We start from the raw sequence: 17,855 nt of genomic DNA on the forward strand, positions 1-17,855 counted from the left end.
CATGACCCGTCGTCGCCGGTGACGGACCTGCTCCGCCGGGCATCTCGCACCACGTTCCACGTGGCTCCCCCGCCGGGTCGGCGGGACGGTGGACCTCCTCTCAGACCTGCTGCCAGTCGCTGTCGGACGCAGCGCTGCGCTCGACGGCGTGAAGGATCCGCTGGACGGCGAGGCCGTCCGCGAAGGACGGGGTGGGCTGGGTGCCGGCCGCGACGTCGCGCACGAGGTCGACGGCCTGGTGCGTGAACGCGTGCTCGTAGCCGAGGCCGTGGCCCGCGGGCCACCAGCTCGCGATGTACGCGTGCTGGGGCTCGGTCACGACGATCCGCCGGAAGCCTGCGACCTGCGGGTCGTCCGACGCGTCGAAGAAGTGCAGGACGTTCATGTCCTCGAAGTCGAACGCCACCGAGCCGCGCGAGCCGTTGATCTCGAGCCGGATCGCGTTCTTGCGCCCGTAGGCGAAGCGGGTGGCCTCGAAGACCCCCAGCCCGCCGCCCGTGAGCCGCGCGAGGAACACCGCGGCGTCGTCGACCGTGACAGGCCCCTTCTCGGTGCCGGCGGTGCCGGACAGGCCCGAGAAGCCGGTCGCGATCGGACGCTCGTCGACGAACGTCTCGAGGATGCCCGAGACCCCGGTGATCGACTCGCCCGTGACGAACTGCGCGAGGTCGATGATGTGGGCACCGATGTCGCCGAGCGCCCCGGACCCGGCCTTGGTCTTGTCGAGGCGCCACGAGAGCGGCACGTTCTCGTCGGCGATCCAGTCCTGGAGGTACTGGGCGCGCACGTGGCGGATCGTACCGATCCGGCCGTCGACGACGAGCTGGCGCGCGAGCTGGACCGCGGGAACCCGGCGGTACGTGAAGCCGACCGTGGAGAGCACGCCGCGCTCGGCCGCCGCCTCGGCGGCGGCGACCATGAGCTCGGCCTCGGCGACCGTGTTGGCCAGCGGCTTCTCGCACAGCACGTGCTTGCCCGCCTCGAGCGCCGCGATCGCGATCTCGGCGTGCGTGTCGCCCGGGGTGCAGATGTCGACCAGGTCGACGTCGTCGCGTGCCACGAGCTTGCGCCAGTCGGTCTCGACGTCGTCCCAGCCGAGCCTGTGCGCCGCCGCCGTGACCGCTGTGGCGTCGCGGCCGGCCAGCACGCGCATCTCGGGCGCGAGCGGCAGGTCGAAGAACCGCGGTGCGGTGCGCCATCCCTGCGAGTGGGCAGCCCCCATGAACGAGTACCCGACCATGCCGATCCCGAGGGTCGGGTGATCGTCTTGCGCCATCTCAGGCACTTCCTTTCGTGGTGGACGTCGCGGGCGGGGCACCCACCGGGCGCAGCTCCCCGCCCGCGACGTCAGCGGTGGGACGTGCTCAGGACTGGAAGGCCGACGGCAGGTACTCGTCGACGTTGTCCTTGGTCACGACCGGCGCGTACAGCTGGATCTGGCGCGGGACGCCCATCGAGGCGAGGTCGCTCATCGACTTGCCCTGGACCGCGAGGCGGGCGAGCTTGATGCCGTCGGCGGCCTGCGTGGACGGGTAGACGACCGTGGCCTGCAGGACCGTGTCGCCCGCCTTGATGTCCTCCATGACGTCCTTCGAGCCGGCGCCGCCGACCATGAAGAACTCGTCACGGCCCGCCGCGTCGATCGCGGAGAGCACGCCGATGCCCTGGTCGTCGTCGTGGTTCCAGATCGCGTCGATCTTGGGTGCGGCCTGGAGGAGGTTCGACGCGGCCTGCTCGCCGCCCTGGACGGTGAAGTCCGCCGCGACGCGGTTGCTCACGTCGAGCCCGCAGCCCTTGAGCGCGTCGGCGAAGCCCTGGCTGCGGTCCTGCGTCAGGGGCAGCGAGTCGATGCCCGCGATCTCGGCGACGACGGCATCCGGGTTGTCGCCGAGCTGCTCGCAGATGTACGTGCCGGCGCTCACGCCCATGCCGTAGTTGTCGCCGAGGACGGTGGCGCGCGCGGCGAACGGGCTGGAGAACTCGCGGTCGACGTTGATGACCGTGATCCCGGCCTCCATGGCGTCGGTCGCGACCTCGGTCAGGGCGGCGCCGTCGAACGGCAGGATGACGATCGCGTCGACGCCGTCGTTGATGAAGGTCTCGATCTGGCTGATCTGGAGGTTGACGTCGTTGGTGCCCTCGGCGACCTTGAGCTCGACGTCGTCGTACTTGGCGGCCTCGGCCTGGGCGGCCTTGGTGATGGCTCCCATCCAGCCGTGGTCGGCGGCCGGGGCCGAGAAGCCGATGACGACCTTGTCGCCCGACGCGTCGTTGTCGGACGACGCGACAGGGGCGGCGGCGGCGCCGGTCTCCTCGGCCTGCGGGGTGTTCGAGGTGCAGGCCGAGGCGAACAGCGCGACCGAGGTGAGGGCCACGGTGGCGAGGGCCAGGCGGCGACGCGCCGAGGTGCGGGTACGAGCGGACATGAGGATCTCCCTTGATTCTGGTCCTGCTGGTGCTGGTTGGGACGGGACGTGCTGGGGTCCGGCCCCGGGGGGGCGGAGCCGTGGTGCCGCAGTGCGGTGGTGCGGTGCGAGAAGCCCCGACGGCGGGGCGTCAGGCCGATCTGGCGCGCGAGGCGAAGCGCTGCTGGAGGAGCACGGCGACCACGATGATCACGCCCTTCGCGACGGCCTGGGCCGACGTCGACATGTTGTTCTGCGTGAAGACGTTGGTCAGCGTGGTGAAGATGAGGACACCGAGCACGGTGCCGACGATCGTGCCGCGACCACCCACGAGGAGCGTCCCGCCGACGACGACCGCCGCGATGACGTCGAGCTCGTAGAACAGGCCGTTCGTCGAGGACCCGGCCGTCGTGCGGGCGAGCATCATGACGGCCGCGATGCCGGTCGTGAGACCGACCAGGCCGTAGAGGTACATCGTGTGGCGCTTCACCTTGATGCCCGCGAGCCGGGCCGCCTCGGGGTTCCCGCCGACGGCGACCGTGCGGCGGCCGAACGTCGTGCGGTTGAGGAGGAACCAGCCCGCGACCGCCACGACCGCGAACATCCACACGAGCACGGGGACGCCGAGCAGGTCCGCGCGGAAGAAGTCGAGGAACGCGTCGACCTCGGTGACGCGCTGCGTCTGCCGGTTGGAGATCATCTCGGCGAGACCACGGGCGCCCACCATCATGGCGAGGGTCGCCATGAATGCGACGACCTTGCCGTAGGCGACGAGGACACCGTTGATCAGGCCGCACGCCGTGCCGACCGCGAGCGCCACGCCGACCATGACGATCCAGTGGGTGTCGGCGGCCATGGTCTGGGTCGCGAGCGTGCTCGCCCAGACCGTGGCCAGCCCCATGACGGACCCGACGGACAGGTCGATCCCGCCGCCCGTGATGACGAAGGTCATCCCGATGCTCAGGACGCCCAGGACGGCGGCCAGGCGCAGGATCGTCAGCAGGTTGTTGACGTTCGCGAAGTTCTCCCCCGCGGTCGCGTACCCGACGACGCACAGCGCGACGAGCGCCACGACGAGGCCGATGTTCCGGCCGACCGATCCACTGAACAAATTGCGGCGCGACCGTCTGCCCTCGGGGACCTCGGAGCTCGGGGCGTGCCCCGGTCCGTCCACGACGGCGGCGCGAGCCACCTCCTGCTCGCTCATGCGGCACTTCCTTCCATGACGAGGTCGAGCACGCCGTGCTCGTCGATCGAATCTGCTGGGCCTTCGTGCACGACGCGTCCCTCCGAGATCACGAGGACGCGGTCGGAGAGACCGAGCACCTCGTCGATCTCGCTCGAGACCACGAGCACGGCCGCACCCGACGCCGCGAGGTCGCGGATCAGTGCGTAGATCTCGGCGCGCGCCCCGACGTCGACGCCCCGGGTGGGCTCGTCGAGCAGGAGGACCCGGCACCCGTGCACGAGCCAGCGCGCCAGGAGCGCCTTCTGCTGGTTGCCGCCGGACAGCGTCCGGGCGTTCCGCTCGACCCCTGCGGGACGCAGGTCGAGCGAGACGGCCTGCTCCTTCGCCGCGGCCCGCTCCGCCCTCTCGTCGAGGAAGCCCGCCTTCGCGAAGCGCCCGAACGTCGAGAGGGTGATGTTGCGGTAGACCGGCTCGTCGAGCAGCAGGCCCTGGCTCTTGCGCTCCTCGGGGCACAGGCCGATGCCCGCGTCGACCGCGGCGGCGACCGAGCCGCCTCGGAGCTTCTTGCCCGCGACGGCGACGGTGCCCTCGGTCGCTCGACGCGCCCCGTAGACGGTCTCGAGGATCTCGGAGCGGCCGGAGCCGACGAGCCCGGCGAAGCCCAGGACCTCACCCGCGCGGACCTCGAACGAGACGTCCGCGAACTTCCCTTCGAGCCCGAGCGACTCGACCGCGAGCAGCACGTCCGCCTCGTCGGCGACCGGCGCACGCTCGGGGAAGACGTTGTCGACCGCGCGCCCCGTCATGAGCTTGATGAGCTCGGCCGTCGGGGTCTGCGAGACCGCGAGGTTCTGCGCGACCGTGCGCCCGTCCTTGAGGACCGTGATCCGGTCGCCGATCGCACGGATCTCCTCGAGGCGGTGCGAGATGTAGACGATCGCGACCCCGCTCCCGGTGAGCTGGCGCACGACGCGGAACAGGTTCTCGACCTCTTCGCTGTCGAGCACCGCGGAGGGCTCGTCCATGACGATGACCCGTGCGTCGTGCGAGAGTGCGCGCGCCATGGACACGATCTGCTTGCCCGCGGCGGACAGCTCACCCACCTCGCGGTGGGGCGAGATCTCGGGGTGCCCGAGGCGCTTCATGAGCTCACGCGTGTTCTTGGCCGCCGTGCGCCGGCTGGAGAAGCCCGCGGTCGACAGCTCGTGCCCGAGGTAGATGTTCTCGGCGACGGTCAGGCCGTCGACGACGTCGAGCTCCTGGTACATCGTGGCGACCCCGAGCTTGAGCGCGGCCACGGGGTGCGGGATCGTGACGACCTCGCCGTCGATGAGGATCTGCCCCTCGTTGGGCTGGTGCGCGCCGGCGAGCACCTTGATGAGGGTGGACTTGCCGGCACCGTTCTGGCCGAGGAGGCAGTGGACCTCTCCGGGGAGGATGTCGAGATCGACGCCGTCGAGTGCTCGGGCGCCGGGAAACTGCTTGACGATGCCCTGCATCTGCAGGAGCGGCCGGGTGGGCTGAGGGTCTGCGTTGACCATGTGGGAGAAACTAACGGACCTTTTGACGGCGGTCAAGCAGAAGATCTCGAACTTTCGCTTCGTTACCCCACCGTGACCGACAAAAGTGGGCATGACCGTCCGAACCGCCAGGGGCTCCCGTCGCGTGACCCAGGTCACTCGAGGGTCACCGCGACACTGCGCGACGAGCGGTGCATAGAGGAGGAAACGGTCGAACGACAGGAGCTCCGGGGTCCCGGCCGGCGAGGCGCGAGCTCTCGCAGGGCTCCGGCGACCTTGCCGCAGCAAACCACACGCTAGGTCGGCTTTTGTCGATCGTCAAGCAAAAGCCGAAGATCGCAGTACGCTAGACGGATTGTCACCACTGCGTAGCAACGAGAGGCTCCGTGATACATCGTGCCCACCGAGGAACTGCTGAAGTTCGCCCCCCGCCCGACCGGCGCCGGGGACATGTTCCAGCTGCTCCGCGACGGCCAACCCCGCACGCGGGCTGACCTCGCCGCGATCACCGGGCAGGCGCGGTCGACGATCGCGGCCCGCATCGACCTGCTGATGGCCTCCGGGCTCATCGCCCCCGCGGGCGAGGCGAGCTCGACCGGCGGCAGACCGCCCGTGACGTTCGCCTTCAGCCCCGGTGCACGCATCGTCCTCGCCGTGGACCTGGGCGCGACGCACGCGCGCCTCGCGGTCACGGACCTCGCCTCGAACGTCCTCGCGGAGGTCGACGCACCGCTCGCCATCTCCGACGGCCCCGAGAACGTCCTCGCCTGGGTCGCCGAGACGGGCGAGAAGCTCATCGCGACGACCGGGCGCGACCTCAAGGACCTGGTGAGCGTCGGCGTCGGGCTCCCCGGGCCCGTCGAGCACTCGACCGGGCGCCCCATCAACCCGCCCATCATGCCCGCGTGGGACGACGTCGACGTGCCCGCGATCCTCAAGCGGACGTTCGACGCCTCGGTCCTCGTGGACAACGACGTCAACATCATGGCCCTCGGCGAGCACCGCACCGCGTGGCCCGGCGTGAGCGACCTGCTCTTCGTCAAGGTCGCCACCGGCATCGGCGCGGGGGTCATCTCGGACGGCGAGCTGCGCCGCGGCGCCCAGGGCGCGGCCGGCGACATCGGCCACATCGCCGTGCCCAACGCGACGGACACCCCATGCCGCTGCGGCAACATCGGCTGCCTCGAGGCCGTCGCGAGCGGCCAGGCCATCGCGGGCGCCCTCAAGAAGGAGGGTCTGGAGGCCACCAACAGCGGCGACGTCGTGTCGCTCGTGCGCGGTGGCGACCTCATGGCGTCCCACGCCGTGCGCCAGGCCGGGCGCGACATCGGAGCCGTCCTCGCCGCGTGCGTGAGCCTGCTCAACCCCTCCATGATCGTGGTCGGCGGCGTCATCGCCGACGCGGGAGAGCACCTCATCGCGGGCATCCGCGAGATCGTCTACCAGCGCTCGCTGCCGCTGGCCACGCAGCACCTGCGCATCGTCACGTCCCAGGCACGGGGGCAGGCGGGCGTGCTCGGTGCGAGCGCCATGGCGATCGATCACGTACTCTCTCCCGCAGCGATCGATGCCCTGATCGCGTGAGCGCCAACGGAGGACTCATGAGCGTGCCGGACCGTCGGGCCCTGATCGTCCGGGGAGGATGGCCAGGCCACTCCCCCGAGGAGAGCACCGACCTCTTCCTCCCCTTCCTCAAGGAGTCGGGCTTCGACGTCGTCGTCGAGTCCTCTCTCGAGGTGTACGCGGACGCCGAGTACATGGCCGGCGTCGACCTGATCGTCCAGTCCTGGACCATGGGCGAGATCCTGCCCGACGAGATGCGCGGCCTGCGCCAGGCCGTGACGAGCGGGACGGGTCTCGCGGGCTGGCACGGCGGGATCATCGACTCGTACCGCATGGCCACGGACTACCTGCAGATGCTCGGCGGCCAGTTCGCCGCGCACCCGGGAGACCTGGTCGAGCACACCGTCGAGATCCTGCCCGAGCACGCCGACCACCCGATCGTCGCCGGCGTCGGACCGATCACCCTCCGCTCCGAGCAGTACTGGGTGCTCGCGGACTCGCTCAACGAGGTCCTCGCGACCACGACCATCGAACCCACGGCCGGCTCCCCGTGGCGCTCCCCCGTCGTCTCCCCCTCGATCTGGACCCGTCAGTGGGGCGAGGGACGCATCTTCGTGTGCGCGCCGGGGCACCAGCTCGCCGACCTCGAGACCCCCGCGCTGCGCACCGTGATCGAGCGCGGGCTGCTGTGGGCCGCCCGGTGACGCTCCCCCGCACCTAGCGGGCGAGCGCACGAGCACGACGAACGGTCGACGACCCGTCGGGGTCGTCGACCGTTCGTGCTCCCGGCGCTGCCACGCACCGGGGCACGTCCGGTCACCGACGTACGCTGCGCCGTCGGGCAGCGGGCACTCCTACCAGGGGCGCGCGACCGCCGTGTGCACGTCGAGCAGCGGGCCGGTGCGCTCGCTCGGGCCGCGCCCGAACCCGCACTCGGTGCCCACGCCGACCTCGCGGCCCAGGACCTGGGTCGCAGCAGCGAGGCGACGCTGCGCGCCCTCGACACCGTCCTCGTGGTGCACCACGCCGAGGTAGAGCTCGGTCGCGTCGTCGATCGTGAGGTCCGCGAGCGGGGCGACGTACTCGACGTCGTCGCGCTCGATCGGCACGGGCAGGTGGAACCACGCGATCTCGCGCGAGACGGTCGCAGCCAGCCCGTTCGCGACCTCGACCAGGCGGCGCGTGTCGGACGGCTCGACGAAGTGCTTCTCGGCGACGTCGCCGTAGCAGAGGTGGAAGCCGAGCTCGACGCCCGCGGGCACCGCGGAGGCCACGCGAGCGGCGCGCGCGACGCAGCCCGCGAGCACCTCGTCGGAGTCGACCGCGAACCACGCCTGGGCCGGGCCGGCACCGAGGTTCGCACCTTCGATCAGTGCGAACTCGCTCGCGAGGTCGAGCTGGATCGCGAGGTCGTCCGCGGGGACCGCGGCGACGATCGCCTCGATCTCGCGCAGCATCGCGGCCTCATAGGCGGGGTAGACGGCCTCTCGCGCGTCGGGGACGACGAAGGCCACGACGGGGGCGAGCGGCGTGGGCAGGCACACCTGGAAGCGGGTGCCCGCGGGGATCGCACCCTCCCCGCACAGCCGCGCGAAGTCCGCGTACGACGCCGCCGCCGCGGCCGCGTAGCCCAGCTCGCCGAAGGCCAGCTCGTCCGCCGGGACCGAGCCGTCGAGCACGAGAGGACGTACGTCGAACCCGGCGACGACCACCGGCTCGATCGGCAACCGTGCCAGGCCCGGTGCGGCGTCGAAGCGCTCGCCCTGGAAGAGGATCCAGTGGAAGCGCTCGCCGACCTCGCCGTCGGGGATGCGCCTGAGGTGCGTGCCCGCGTGCGCGGCGACCGTGCGGAACGTGTCCTCGGCCGTGGGAAGGTTCACGGAACCGACGAGGTGCGCGCCGCGCACCTGGGCGCGGTCCTGCGGGGCGGTGTCGTGCGGGGAGGGCTGGGTCGCGGGGGTCGCCTGAGTCATGAACGCATCGTAGACGCGGGTACCACTTCACTGGCCGGGCCGACCATCGCTCGGCGGTCGGCCTGTGGCACCATCTCGGAGATGACCTCCCCGACACCCTTCAGCGGGCTGCTCGCCTACCCGATCACGCCGCTGGGCACCGACGGGCTCCCCGACCTGGGCGCGCTGGCGTGCCTCGTCCAGGACGCGGTCCGTGCCGGGGTCGACGGCGTCACGGTCCTCGCGTCGTCGGGCGCGGGCACGTCCTTCTCCCCCGGGGAGCGCGCCGCCGTGGTGACCGCCGCGGTCCGCGCGGCGCACGACGCCGGTCCCGGCCCCTCGGGGCGGCGGGTCCCGGTGCACGTCGCGGTCGCGGCCCCCTCGACCGCCGAGGCCGTGCGGAACGCGGTCGCCGCGCAGGCCGGCGGGGCCGACGGGCTGGTCCTGACCCCCTTCGCGTACGTCCCGCTCGTCGACGCCGAGGTCGTGGCCCTGTTCGAGTCCGTGGCCGCCGAGACGGACCTGCCCGTGTGCTTCTACAACCGGCCTGCCCAGAGCGGGTACGACGTGACGCCCGAGGTCCTGGCCCACCTCGCCTCCACCGCCAGGCTCCGAGGCCTCAAGGAACCCGCGGGGCGGACGGACGTGGGCGCACGGCTGGACGCCGTCCGGACCGCGGTCGCGGGCGAGCCCTTCGCCGTGGGGCTGAGCGGCGACCTCGCCATGACCGAGGGCGCCTTCACGACCCTGCCGTCGAGCGACGCCTGGCACACCGGGCTCGCAGCCCTCGTGCCCGACGAGTACGTCGTGGTGCGCCGCGCGCACGTCGACCGGCGGCCCCTCGACGCGGTCGTGGAGCGGTCCTGGATCCTCGCCCTGGCCCGCGAGCTCGGGCGGCTGCGGCCCGTCGCGGGACTCCACGCGCTCGCCGAGCTGCTCGACGTGCCGACCGGCCCGCCACGGGGGCCGGTCCTGGCGACGCCACCCGAGCAGACCGCAGGACTGCGGGCCGTGCTGGCACGCCGACCGGCCGCGCTGCCCGGCCCTGGGGTACCGGGTCCCGGGGAGCCTGGCCCCACGACGTAGAGGGCTCCGATCGGGCACCCAGGCGGGCCACCGTGGGCCCTGCCGGAGCCGTGCGTGCCGTCAGTCGGCCGTCGGGCCCTCGGGACCCGAGTCCTCCCCGGTGCCGTCGAGCCCGCCGGGTGCGTCCGCGTCCTCGTCCGGCCCGTCGCCGACCGCCGCCGGTCCGCCCGCGAGCAGCGCCACGAACCCGGCCTCGTCGAGGATCCGCAGGCCCAGGTCCCTGGCCTTGGTCTCCTTGGAGCCCGCGTTCTCCCCGACGACCACGTAGTCGGTCTTCTTGGACACCGAGCCCGAGGCCTTGCCGCCCGCGGTGAGGATCGCCTCCTTGGCGCCGTCGCGCGAGAACCCGTCGAGGCCTCCCGTGACCACGACGGTCAGTCCTGCGAGGGGGCCGGTCGGCTGCTGGCGGGCGCCGGGGCCGGGGTGGCCCGGGGTCTCGAACCGGACGCCGTCCAGCTTCCACGTCTCGACGATCTCCTGGTGCCAGTCCACCTCGAACCAGGCGAGCACCTCGTCGGCGATGACCGGTCCGACGCCCTCGACCGCGGCGAGCTCCTCCCGGCTCGCGGCCCGGATCGCGTCGAGCGACCCGAACCACTCCGCGAGCGCCCGGGCGGCGACCGGCCCGACGTGCCGGATGTTGAGGCTCACGAGGATGCGCCACAGGTCCTTGGTCCGCGCGATCCGCAGCTCGTCCACGAGCGTCTGCGCGGTGGTCGACGGTCCGTACACCGGGAAGTCCTTCCGCACGCCCGCGGCCCGTCGCTCGGCGGGGGTGGCGTCCTCGAACCCTGGCGGGTAGGTGCGCGCGGTGACCTTCTGGAACGGCCGGACGACCTTGGCCCGCAGCACCGAGCCGTCGGACATCTCCACCTCGCCCGACTCCCCCACCCCTTCGAACGGCCGGGGCAGCCCGGTCTCCGGGTCACGGACGACGACGCGGATCGGGGCGAGCTGGTCGACCGTGAGCCCGAACAGGTTCTTCTCGGTCCGCAGCGGAGGCTCGGCGGGCTCGTAGGGCTGCGTGAGCGCGGCCGCGGTGACCTCGCCGAGCGCCTCGACGTCGAGGCCGCCGCGGGAGCCGATGTGCTCGACCCGCCCGCGGACCTGGGCCGGGCAGCTCTCGGCGTTGGGGCAGCGCAGGTCGACGTCGCCCTCCTTCATAGGGCGCAGCGGCGTGCCGCACTCGGGGCACTCGGCGGGCATGACGAACTCCGTACGCTGCACGCCGTCCTCGCGCAGCGCGCCGACCGGCCCGAGGATCTCCGGGATGACGTCCCCGGCCTTGCGCAGCACCACGACGTCACCGATCAGCACGCCCTTGGCGCGCACGACGTCCTGGTTGTGCAGCGTCGCCTGGCGCACCGTGCTGCCCGCGACGAGCACGGGCTCCATCACGGCGTACGGGGTTGCCCGGCCGGTCCGCCCGACCCCCACCTGGATCGCGAGCAGGCGCGTGTTGACCTCCTCGGGCGGGTACTTGTAGGCGATGGCCCACCGCGGTGCGCGGCTCGTGGACCCGAGGCGGCGCTGGAGCGCGAGCTCGTCGACCTTGACCACGATCCCGTCGAGCTCGTGCTCGATGTCGTGCCGGTGCTCGCCGAAGTACGTGATCATGTCCTGCACGCCCGCGATCCCGTCGACGACCCGGTTGTGCGGCGAGACGGGGATGCCCCACTGCTCGAACAGCGCGTAGGCGTCCGACTGGCGCCCGAGCTCGGTGTGCTCCCCCTCCTGCCACTGGAGCGCGCCGACGCCGTGCGCGTAGAGCCGGAGCGACTCCACCCGGGCGAGGCCCGCCTCGAGGTCGAGGCCGGACTTCTTGTCCAGCATCTGCCGCAGCCCACCTGCCGCCGCGTTGCGAGCGTTCGCGAAGGCCGGGAACCGTCGCAGCGCAGCGTCCTTCGCGCGCGCCTCGTCGAGCACGGTCCCCCGTCCCACCGCACGCTCGCGCGCCTCCTCGACCGCTCGACCCCGCATCTCGACCTGCAGCGCGTTGAGGCGGTCGAACGCGGCCACGGGGATGAAGACCTCTCCCCGCACCTCGACGACGTCCGGGTGGCCCTCACCACGCAGGGTCTGCGGGATCTCGGCGATGCGCAGCGCGTTCTGCGTGATGTCCTCGCCCTCGCGCCCGTCGCCGCGCGTCGCGGCCCGCACGAGACGCCCCTTCTCGTACAGCAGCGCGATCGCGAGACCGTCGATCTTCACCTCGGACAGGTACTCGACGGACTCCTCGGGAGCGACCCCCAGGTCACGGTGCACGCGTACGTCCCACGCCTCCAGCTCCTCCGCGCTGAACACGTTGTCGAGCGAGAGCATGCGCTCGAGGTGCTCGACGGTCGCGAAGCCCGTCGCGGCACGCCCGCCGACGCGCTGCGTGGGTGACTCGGGGGTCTGGAGCGCGGGGTGCGCCGCCTCGAGCGCCTCGAGCTCGCGCATGCGGGCGTCGTAGTCGGCGTCGGACGACACGGGGGCGTCCGCCTCGTAGTAGGCCCGCTGGTCGGCCTCGAGCTGGGCGACGAGCTCGGCCCACCGACGCTGCGCCGCCGCCTCGTCGAGCGCAGGCGCGGCGTCGGGGACGACGGCGGTGGCGGAAGCGGTGGCCGCGACGGCCTCGGTCGTGCTGTCGGGGCTGGTCACGGGGTGCGGCGGGGTGGCGTCGTTCACGTGCCCATCATCGCTCGCCCCACCGACAGCCGCGCGTCCCGGCGGCGGCGCGTCCTGCCCGACGGCGCCGCTCACCCGTGCCCGCCGGCCCACCTCGGGGACGCCCACCGGACGCCCGAGGCGAGCTCCGCCGTCGGGCACGGGTGCTCCCGGACCGGACGCGGAGCAGCGCCCCCGCGCTGGAGGACGCGGGGGCGCTGCGAGCGGGACCGAGGCCAAGGGGGATGCCTCGGGCCCGGGATGGGTGGCGCCACCCGGCAGGACGCGCCACCCGACCGTGACCCGTACCGCTCGGGTCGTCGTACGGGCTACCGGCGTCCGGGCTGCTCCCCGGACGCCGGTGCCCAGATCACTTCGAGGACTGGCCCGCGGCAGGGGCCGCGGCCTTCTTCTCGGCGGTCTTGCGGGCTACCTCCTCGGTGGCCTTGCGCTCGGCGCGGACCTCTTCGCGGCTCGTGCCGTAGTACGCCGCGACCATGATGTCCTTCATGTCCTCGAGCATCGGCAGACGCGGGTTCGCGGGGGCGCACTGGTCCTCGTAGGCCCGCATCGACAGGGCGTCGAGGCCTCCGATGAACTCGCGCTCCGAGACGCCCTGCTCCTGGAACGAGCGCTCGATCCCGACCTTGGCGCGCAGCTCCTCGACGGCCCGGGCGTAGGACTCGACGGCCTGCTCGGGCGTCGAGGCCGGGAGGCCCAGGTGCTTGGCGATCTGCTGGTAACGCTCGTGCGCGATGTACTTCTCCGCCTTGGGCCAGCCCGTGACCTTGGTCGGGATCTGCCCGTTGTAGCGGATCGCGTGCGGCAGGAAGATCGCGTTCGTGCGGCCGTGGACCAGACCGAACGTCGAGCCGACCGTGTGGGCCATCGCGTGGACGATCCCGAGGAACGCGGAGCCGAACGCCATGCCGGCGATCGTGGCCGCGTTGTGCATCTTCTCGCGGGCCTCGGGGGCAGCCGCGCCCTGCGTGACGGAGGCCTCGATGTGCTCGAAGACCAGCTTGATCGCGTGCAGCGCCAGACCGTCCGTGAAGTCGTTCGCGTAGACCGACACGTAGGCCTCGGTCGCGTGCGTCAGGGCGTCGAAGCCCGAGTCCGCCGCGAGCTTCGCGGGCATCGTCGCGGTCAGGACCGGGTCGATGATCGCGACCGACGGGGTCAGCGCGTAGTCGGCGAGGGGGTACTTGTACCCGGTCGCGTGGTCCGTGATGACCGCGAACGGCGTGACCTCCGAGCCCGTGCCCGACGACGTCGGGATGCAGACCAGCTTGGCCAGGTCACCCAGGGTGGGGAACTTGAACGCGCGCTTGCGGACGTCGAAGAACTTCTCGCGCAGGTCCGAGAACGCCATCTCCGGGTGCTCGTACTTGAGCCACATGACCTTCGCGGCGTCCATGGGCGACCCGCCGCCGATCGCGACGATCGTGTCGGGCTTGAAGTCGCGCATCATCTCCGCGCCCTTCTCGACCGTCTCGACGCTCGGCTCGGGCTCGACCTGGTCCATGATCTGGATCGAGACCTTGTTCGGGCGGCGCCCCAGGACGTCGAGGACCTTGTCGACGATCCCGATCTGGCTCATGACCTTGTCCGTGACGATGGTGACGCGCTCGACGTCGGGCATCTGGGCCAGGTACTGGATCGAGTTCGGCTCGAAGTACGTCTTCGGCGGGATCTTGAACCACTGCATGTTGTTGTTACGACGTCCGATCCGCTTGACGTTGACGAGGTTGACGGCCGACACGTTGTTCGACACCGAGTTGTGCCCGTAGGAGCCGCAACCGAGGGTCAGCGACGGGATCAGAGCGTTGTAGATGTCACCGATGCCGCCCAGCGCCGACGGCTGGTTCCAGAGGATGCGGACGGCCTTGACGCGCTGGCCGAACTCCTCCGCGATGGCCTTGTCCTCGGTGTGGATCGCACCCGAGTGGCCCAGGCCGTCGAACTCCACCATCTGCTCGGCGAGCGAGATGCCGTGGTCGGTCGACTCGGCACGCAGCACCGCGAGGACGGGGCTGAGCTTCTCGCGCGTCAGGGGCTCGGCGGGGCCGACCTGGCTGCACTCCGCGAGGATGATCGACGTGCCGTCGGGGACCGAGAAGCCTGCCTGCTCCGCGATCCACTGGGGGCTCTTGCCGACGATCGAGGCGTTGAGCTTGGCACCGGCACAGTTCGCGCCGCCCGCCTCGACGCCGAAGATGAAGCGCTCGAGCATCGCCTTCTCCTCGGGGTTCGCGAGGTAGGCGTGCATGTGGGCGAACTCGGCCAGGGCCGCGTCGTAGATCTCGGTGTCGAGGATGACGGCCTGCTCCGAGGCGCACACCATGCCGTTGTCGAAGCCCTTGGACAGGACCACGTCGTTGACGGCACGGCCGAGCTTGGCGGTCTTCTCGATGTAGGCGGGGACGTTGCCCGCACCGACGCCGAGGGCCGGCTTGCCGGCCGAGTAGGCGGCGCGGACCATCGCGTTGCCGCCGGTGGCGAGGATCAGCGAGACGCCGTCGTTGTTCATGAGCGCCGAGGTCGCCTCGAGCGAGGGCTGCTCGACCCACTGGATGCAGTCCTCGGGCGCGCCCTCGGCCACGGCGGCGTCCCGCACGATGCGGGCTGCGGCGACCGAGCACTTCTGGGCGCTGGGGTGGAACGCGAAGATGATGGGGTTGCGCGTCTTGAGCGCGATGAGCGACTTGAAGATCGCGGTCGAGGTCGGGTTGGTGACCGGGGTGATGCCCGCGACCACGCCGACCGGCTCGGCGATCTCGACGATGCCCGTGAGCTCGTCGCGCCCGATGACGCCGACCGTCTTGAGGTTGGCCATCGAGTTCGGCACGTGCTCGCACGCGAAGATGTTCTTGGTGGCCTTGTCCTCGAAGACGCCGCGCCCGGTCTCCTCGACCGCGAGCTGCGCGAGGCGGCCGTGCTCGTGGAGCGCCGCGACGGACGCCTTCTTCACGATGCGGTCGATGTCCTCCTGGGTGAAGGCGTCGTACTGCTTGAGCGCCTTGAGGCCACGGTCGACGAGGGCGTCGATCTCGGTGACTCCGGCGGGGGCCTTGACGGGGGCCTTGCTCGTGCTGCTCACGTTGCTCCTCCAGTGACCCGAGCGGCCGGGTCTGCGTGTGTCTTTCCCTTGCTTGTGAATGATTTCACAAGGTACGGATAGATGCAAGTGGCAGCAGGGCGTGACCCGGAACGCACCTCGCGCGCGCCGCTCCCGCACGGATCTATGCATGCCCGGCCCCGCGGATCGGTCGCCTAGTGTGTTCGCATGAGCGCTGAGAACGTCGTGACCGACACGCCCGCCGGACAGCCGACCACGCCGCACGACCCGTACCTGTGGCTCGAAGAGGTCGAGGGCCGCGAGGCGCTCACCTGGGTCCAGGGCCGCAACGCCGAGACCGCCGCGACGATCGAGGCCACGAGCGAGTTCACCGCGACCGAGCAGGCGATCCGCGAGGTCCTCGACTCCGACGACAAGATCCCCGACGTCTCGAAGATCGGCGAGCACTACTACAACTTCTGGCGCGACGCGCAGCACGAGCGCGGCGTCTGGCGCCGCACGACGCTCGACTCGTACCGCACCGACCACCCCGAGTGGGAGCTCGTGCTCGACCTCGACGCCCTGGGCGAGGCCGAGGGCCAGAGCTGGGTCTGGCACGGTGCGAGCGTCCTGCGCCCCGCCCCCGGCGGCGAGTGGCGCCACGCCCTCGTCGACCTGTCCCCCGGCGGCTCCGACGCCGACGTGACCCGCGAGTTCGACCTCGTCACGAAGCAGTTCGTCGCCCCCGAGGACGGCGGGTTCCACCGCGAGGAGTCCAAGGGCGGGCTCGGCTGGATCGACGCCGAGACCGTCTACGTCTACACCGACTTCGGACCGGGCTCGATGACCCCCTCGGGGTACCCCCGGATCGTCAAGCGCTGGCGCCGCGGCACCCCGCTCGCCGAGGCCACGGTCGTGTACGAGGGCGAGCCCGAGGACATGTACATCTTCGGCTGGCGCACCCACTCCCCCGGCTTCGAGCGCGACTTCGTGGGCCGCTCGATCGCGTTCTACGACTCCGAGACCTACCTCGTCCAGGACGCGGGCACCCCCGACGAGCACCTCGTCAAGATCGACGTCCCCCGCTCGGCCGAGGTCGGCGTCAAGCGTGAGTGGATGCTCGTCGAGCTGCGCGACGACTGGGCGGTCGGCGGCGCGACATACCTCGCGGGGTCGCTGCTCGCGGCCCGCTTCGAGGACTTCCTCGCGGGGTCGCGCGACTTCACCGTCCTGTTCGAGCCCACGCCCACGACGTCGCTCGCCGGCGCCACGTGGACCGCGCACCACCTCGTGGTCAACGTCCTGGAGGACGTCAAGAACCGCCTCCACGTGCTGACGCCGCCCCCCTCGGGCACGGGGGCGGACGCCGACGCGCAGGACCGTGGATGGCCCCGCAGCGAGCTGCCCGGCCTGCCGACCATCGGCACGGTCGTCGTGGGCGCGGTCGACTCCGAGGAGAGCGACGACGTCTGGCTCGTCACGACCGACTACCTCACGCCCTCGACGCTCTCGCTCCTGTCGGTCGGGGCGGGCACCGCCCCCGAGGTCCTCAAGTCGAGCCCCGCGTTCTTCGACGCGCAGGGCCTGGTCATCGACCAGCACTTCGCGGTGTCCGACGACGGCACGCGCGTCCCGTACTTCGTCGTCGGGCGGGAGGACCTCGTCCGCCCGGGGGCCGGCTCGGTCGCCGGGACCGACGCCGCCCCCGTGGGCGCCGCACCCACGCTGCTGTACGGCTACGGCGGCTTCGAGGTCTCGCTGACCCCGGGCTACTCGGGCGGGCTCGGACGGGCCTGGCTCGCCGACGGCGGCGTGTACGTCGTCGCGAACATCCGCGGTGGCGGCGAGTACGGCCCGGCCTGGCACCAGGCAGCCCTCAAGGCCAAGCGCCACAAGGCCTACGAGGACTTCGCGGCCGTCGCTCGTGACCTCGTGGCCCGCGGCATCACGACCCCCGAGCACCTCGGCATGGAGGGGCGCTCGAACGGCGGGCTCCTCGCAGGCAACATGCTCACGCAGTACCCCGAGCTCTTCGGCGCCGTGATCGTGGGCGTCCCGCTGCTCGACATGCTGCGCTACACGCACCTGCTCGCGGGGGCGTCGTGGGCCGCCGAGTACGGCGACCCGGACGACCCCGAGCAGTGGGAGTTCATCAGGACGTTCTCGCCCTACCACCTGTTCGACGCCGACCGCGAGTACCCGCCCGTGCTCTTCACGACGTCGACCAAGGACGACCGGGTCCACCCCGGGCACGCGCGCAAGCTCGCCGCGAAGATGCTCGCAGCCGGCAAGGACGTGACGTACTACGAGAACGTCGAGGGCGGCCACGGCGGCTCCGCGAACAACGCCCAGGCCGCCCACATGGCGGCGATCCACTACCGCTTCCTGCGGGAGCAGCTCGGCTGACCCCGGGCAGGTCGCACGCAGGACGCA

At 71.7% G+C, this 17,855-nt stretch carries 11 protein-coding genes; 4 read left to right on the forward strand and 7 right to left on the reverse strand.

The annotated features are described in order from the left end of the window. Positions 1-100: 100 nt before the first annotated feature. The 4 genes from ACFVQ3_RS16465 to ACFVQ3_RS16480 form a co-directional block, all read right to left on the reverse strand. Complete coding sequence (locus ACFVQ3_RS16465; RefSeq protein WP_387641251.1) at positions 101-1,276, reverse strand: Gfo/Idh/MocA family protein; 1,176 nt, start codon at positions 1,274-1,276, stop codon at positions 101-103. 88 nt (positions 1,277-1,364) lie between these two features. Beyond that, on the reverse strand, positions 1,365-2,426 hold the full coding sequence (locus ACFVQ3_RS16470; protein ID WP_387641254.1) for a substrate-binding domain-containing protein: 1,062 nt from the start codon (positions 2,424-2,426) through the stop codon (positions 1,365-1,367). A 130-nt stretch (positions 2,427-2,556) separates the two neighbouring features. After that, entirely contained in the window at positions 2,557-3,612 is a 1,056-nt protein-coding gene (locus ACFVQ3_RS16475; protein WP_387641256.1) for an ABC transporter permease, read from the reverse strand. Then, positions 3,609-5,135: a sugar ABC transporter ATP-binding protein gene (locus ACFVQ3_RS16480; RefSeq protein WP_387641258.1), complete on the reverse strand. Its 1,527-nt coding sequence runs from the start codon at positions 5,133-5,135 to the stop codon at positions 3,609-3,611. Before ACFVQ3_RS16480 ends, ACFVQ3_RS16475 begins: the two co-directional genes overlap by 4 nt. A 429-nt stretch (positions 5,136-5,564) precedes the next feature. Here ACFVQ3_RS16480 and ACFVQ3_RS16485 point away from each other — a divergent pair, with 429 nt between their 5' ends. Together ACFVQ3_RS16485 and ACFVQ3_RS16490 are read left to right on the forward strand one after the other, a co-directional pair. Beyond that, a complete protein-coding gene (locus ACFVQ3_RS16485) occupies positions 5,565-6,698 on the forward strand; it encodes an ROK family protein (RefSeq protein WP_387641323.1) in 1,134 nt (377 codons plus the stop codon). A 17-nt stretch (positions 6,699-6,715) separates the two neighbouring features. After that, a complete protein-coding gene (locus tag ACFVQ3_RS16490; RefSeq protein ID WP_387641326.1) occupies positions 6,716-7,381 on the forward strand; it encodes a ThuA domain-containing protein in 666 nt (221 codons plus the stop codon). A gap of 150 nt (positions 7,382-7,531) precedes the next feature. Here the strand turns inward: ACFVQ3_RS16490 and ACFVQ3_RS16495 are convergent, their stop codons facing one another. Continuing rightward, positions 7,532-8,650: a hypothetical protein gene (locus ACFVQ3_RS16495; RefSeq protein ID WP_387641260.1), complete on the reverse strand. Its 1,119-nt coding sequence runs from the start codon at positions 8,648-8,650 to the stop codon at positions 7,532-7,534. A gap of 81 nt (positions 8,651-8,731) precedes the next feature. Here ACFVQ3_RS16495 and ACFVQ3_RS16500 point away from each other — a divergent pair, with 81 nt between their 5' ends. After that, positions 8,732-9,715 carry a dihydrodipicolinate synthase family protein gene (locus ACFVQ3_RS16500; protein ID WP_387641262.1) on the forward strand — a complete coding sequence of 328 codons (984 nt, stop codon included), beginning with the start codon at positions 8,732-8,734 and terminating at the stop codon, positions 9,713-9,715. Positions 9,716-9,775: 60 nt separating this feature from the next. On the opposite strand, the gene ligA is transcribed toward ACFVQ3_RS16500, so the two are convergent. Further along, positions 9,776-12,385, reverse strand: coding sequence for an NAD-dependent DNA ligase LigA (gene ligA, locus ACFVQ3_RS16505; protein ID WP_387641265.1), 2,610 nt, complete (start codon positions 12,383-12,385; stop codon positions 9,776-9,778). A 349-nt stretch (positions 12,386-12,734) separates the two neighbouring features. After that, complete coding sequence (gene adhE, locus ACFVQ3_RS16510; protein ID WP_387641268.1) at positions 12,735-15,464, reverse strand: bifunctional acetaldehyde-CoA/alcohol dehydrogenase; 2,730 nt, start codon at positions 15,462-15,464, stop codon at positions 12,735-12,737. Between the two features lie 186 nt (positions 15,465-15,650). Between adhE and ACFVQ3_RS16515 the strand changes: the two genes are divergently transcribed. Then, a complete protein-coding gene (locus ACFVQ3_RS16515; protein ID WP_387641270.1) occupies positions 15,651-17,828 on the forward strand; it encodes a prolyl oligopeptidase family protein in 2,178 nt (725 codons plus the stop codon). The last annotated feature ends 27 nt before the right edge of the window (positions 17,829-17,855 follow it).

Origin of the sequence: Oerskovia sp. NPDC057915 (assembly GCF_042887685.1) — a bacterium.
Classification (GTDB): Bacteria; Actinomycetota; Actinomycetes; order Actinomycetales; family Cellulomonadaceae; genus Oerskovia.